Here is a 2,521-nt window from a genome sequence, read left to right as displayed (position 1 = left end):
ATGTTGCCTGACCGTCCGCTTTCGCGAGCAAGCCCGCTCCCACAGGGGTGTGATGTGATGCCTTGGGGAGGATTACCAGGTCAACACCGCCCCCACCGCAAAGGTATCGGTGTCTTCATTCTGTGCACTGGTGTCGTGGCCGTTGATTTCGAACTGGTTGTACTCGGCAACCAGTTTCAGGTTGTCGTTGACGTCATGGAACAGCGCAATACCACGAGTCTCATAGTCCGCGCCGCTGCCCACCGCGCCGTTGCCATCGTCCTTGGTCTTGCCGTAGGACAGCGCCAGGCGGTTCTTGCCCAGTTTGTACGAGCCCTGCAACAGATAGCCGTCGCTGTCGACGTTGCGCAGGGTCGGCTCGCCGGCGTTGTTGGTGAAGAACGGGTTGATGCCCTTGGCCTGGAAACCCGACCCGGTCAGGGACAGGCCGCCCATTTTTGCCTGCACGCCGTAGCCGACGCCTTTGGACGTGACGGTATCGACGGTGGAATCGGTGTTATCCGAAGTCTGGTAGCTGCCGTTGACCCAGCTGTAGATCTGCGCGCCGGCGAGATCGAACTGGTAGGTGATCTCGCTCTCGGTGCGCGGGTTTTCCTGGTAGGCCTTGCCGGTCGGGCTGCTATCGTTGGTGTCCACCGGGTCCATGATCCCCACGGCCACGCGCAGCCCGTCCATCACCGGGGTGCGGTAGGTGATCTGCGAGGTCGGGAACGGGTATGGATAGCCGGTGCCAATGTTGCCGAACGACACCCCGCCGCCATCCACCAGCCCCAGGGTATCACTGACCTGACCGTAACCGGCCAGCAGCTCATCGAGCAGGATGTTAGAGCGGGCGAACAGGCCGAAATCCTTGCCGATCAGCACTTCGCCCCACTCGGGATTGGCCACGGTGCCGTAGAACTGGCGTACGTCGATGGCGGTGTCGGTGCCGTTGGTTTCGCTGTCGTTGATGGTCACCCAGAACGAGGCACGGGCACCGAGCTTGAGGTCATCGACCTGCTTGCCCATGTTGAAGCCCAGATAGTTGGGCAGAAAGCCCATCTTTACCCGCGACTGGCGGCGGTCGAACTGATCGCCGGCGCGGTCGACATCGCTATTCACGTAGAAGGCATTGATGTAGCCATCGGTGGAGAACGTGGTCTGGTCCTTGTCGTACAGCATGATCTCTGCCTGGACGGCGGAACTCAGGCCAAGGGTGGACAGGCTCGCAATGAAGGCCGGTAAAAAACGGTGGGTGAAGTTCTTATTGTTGTGCATGGCGCGCTCCGCGACGGGGGACGAGGTGTCGGAGGCGATTATCGAAAGCGGACGGATGGCGCCATACGCTGCCTTGGAGGCGGTTTTCGGCTGCTTTGGAGGGGACGATGGTGCGCGGGATTTAGGAAGTAAGACCGGTTGTCGGCCAGGTTAGCCACCAAGGGCGTACACCTAAAGAATCTTGTAGGAGCGAGCTTGCTCGCGATGGAGGCACAGGCACCGCGGTCTGTCAGATACCCAGCGTTATCGTTGACGACCATCGCGAGCAAGCTCGCTCCTACAGGGGATTGTGGTGTTCAGAGGATCGTGCGCAGCAGCATGTAGGCTGCGACGATCAGGCAGACACTGGCAAACCCCACCTGCAGCACCCGCGCCGGCACCCGGGCGCAGAGTTTGCGGCCGACGATCATGCCGATGATGCTCGACGCGATGAACGCCGCGCCAAGGCCATCGATACGCACCCCGGCATGCAGCGCGCCGATGACACCAATGGCCGAGATCAGGCTGATCACCATCAGCGAGGTGGCGATGATCCCGCGCATCTGCACGTCGGTCAGTTGCTTGAACGCCGGCACGATCAGGAAGCCGCCGCCTACCCCAAGCAATCCCGAGACCACGCCGGTCACCGCGCCGAGGGCGGCGAGGGTCGCGGTGCATTTGGCGGTCCAGGAAAAGCGTCCGGTGTGCTGATCGAGCATGCAGTTCTTTTGCCCCCAGTTGGCGTGACCGTGATCGCTGGGGCCCTCTTGTTTACGCTCGCGGCGCAACATTCGCGCGGCGACCATGACCATCAGCAGGCTGAACAGGATGATCAGGACTTTTTCCGGCAGCTGATGGGCGAAGTAGATGCCCACCGGTGAAAACACCGCGCCCAGCGCCGCGATCAACATTGCCGCGCGATAGCGCACCAGGCCATGACGCAAACCGTCGATTGCGCCGACCGCCGCGGAGCTGCCCACCGCGAACAGCGCGACCGGCGCCGCGTGGGTCATGGTCCAACCCAGGCCGAGCACCAACGCCGGCACGGCCAGAATGCCGCCGCCGGCTCCGGTCAGGCCCAGCACCAACCCCATCACCACCCCAAAAAAACTCGCCAGCAACATAAAACGCTCGTAATCCATGACAAAGGCCGGGAACGCCCGGTATCGATTGAGTAACAGGATAATGCTTATCCCAACGACTGCACGACCCGCTTCATGTAGCAGCTGTCGAGCTTGCGAGGCTGCGTTCGGCGGCGAAGCCGTCGTGAAATCAGGCGGCGCGG

Annotated in this window: 2 protein-coding genes; both read right to left on the bottom strand. The window is 62.0% G+C overall.

Annotation, left to right across the window (positions count from 1 at the left end; genetic code table 11):
- Window positions 1-72: 72 nt before the first annotated feature.
- Entirely contained in the window at window positions 73-1,257 is a 1,185-nt protein-coding gene (locus ACW9JE_RS30225) for a porin (protein WP_457434849.1), read from the bottom strand.
- 296 nt (window positions 1,258-1,553) lie between these two features.
- Complete coding sequence (locus tag ACW9JE_RS30220; protein ID WP_457434850.1) at window positions 1,554-2,360, bottom strand: sulfite exporter TauE/SafE family protein; 807 nt, start codon at window positions 2,358-2,360, stop codon at window positions 1,554-1,556.
- Between the last annotated feature and the right edge of the window lie 161 nt (window positions 2,361-2,521).

It is taken from the genome of Pseudomonas sp. SDO55104_S430, assembly GCF_054070595.1.
The sequence above is the reverse complement of the archived record's forward strand: the minus strand, read 5'-3'. Positions and strand labels throughout refer to the sequence as shown.

Bases quoted from the DNA above. Each gene is read 5' to 3' on its own strand.
- ACW9JE_RS30225 (WP_457434849.1), bottom strand. From the start codon at position 1,257: ATGCACAACAATAAGAACTTCACCCACCGTTTTTTACCGGCCTTCATT.
- ACW9JE_RS30220 (WP_457434850.1), bottom strand. From the start codon at position 2,360: ATGTTGCTGGCGAGTTTTTTTGGGGTGGTGATGGGGTTGGTGCTGGGC.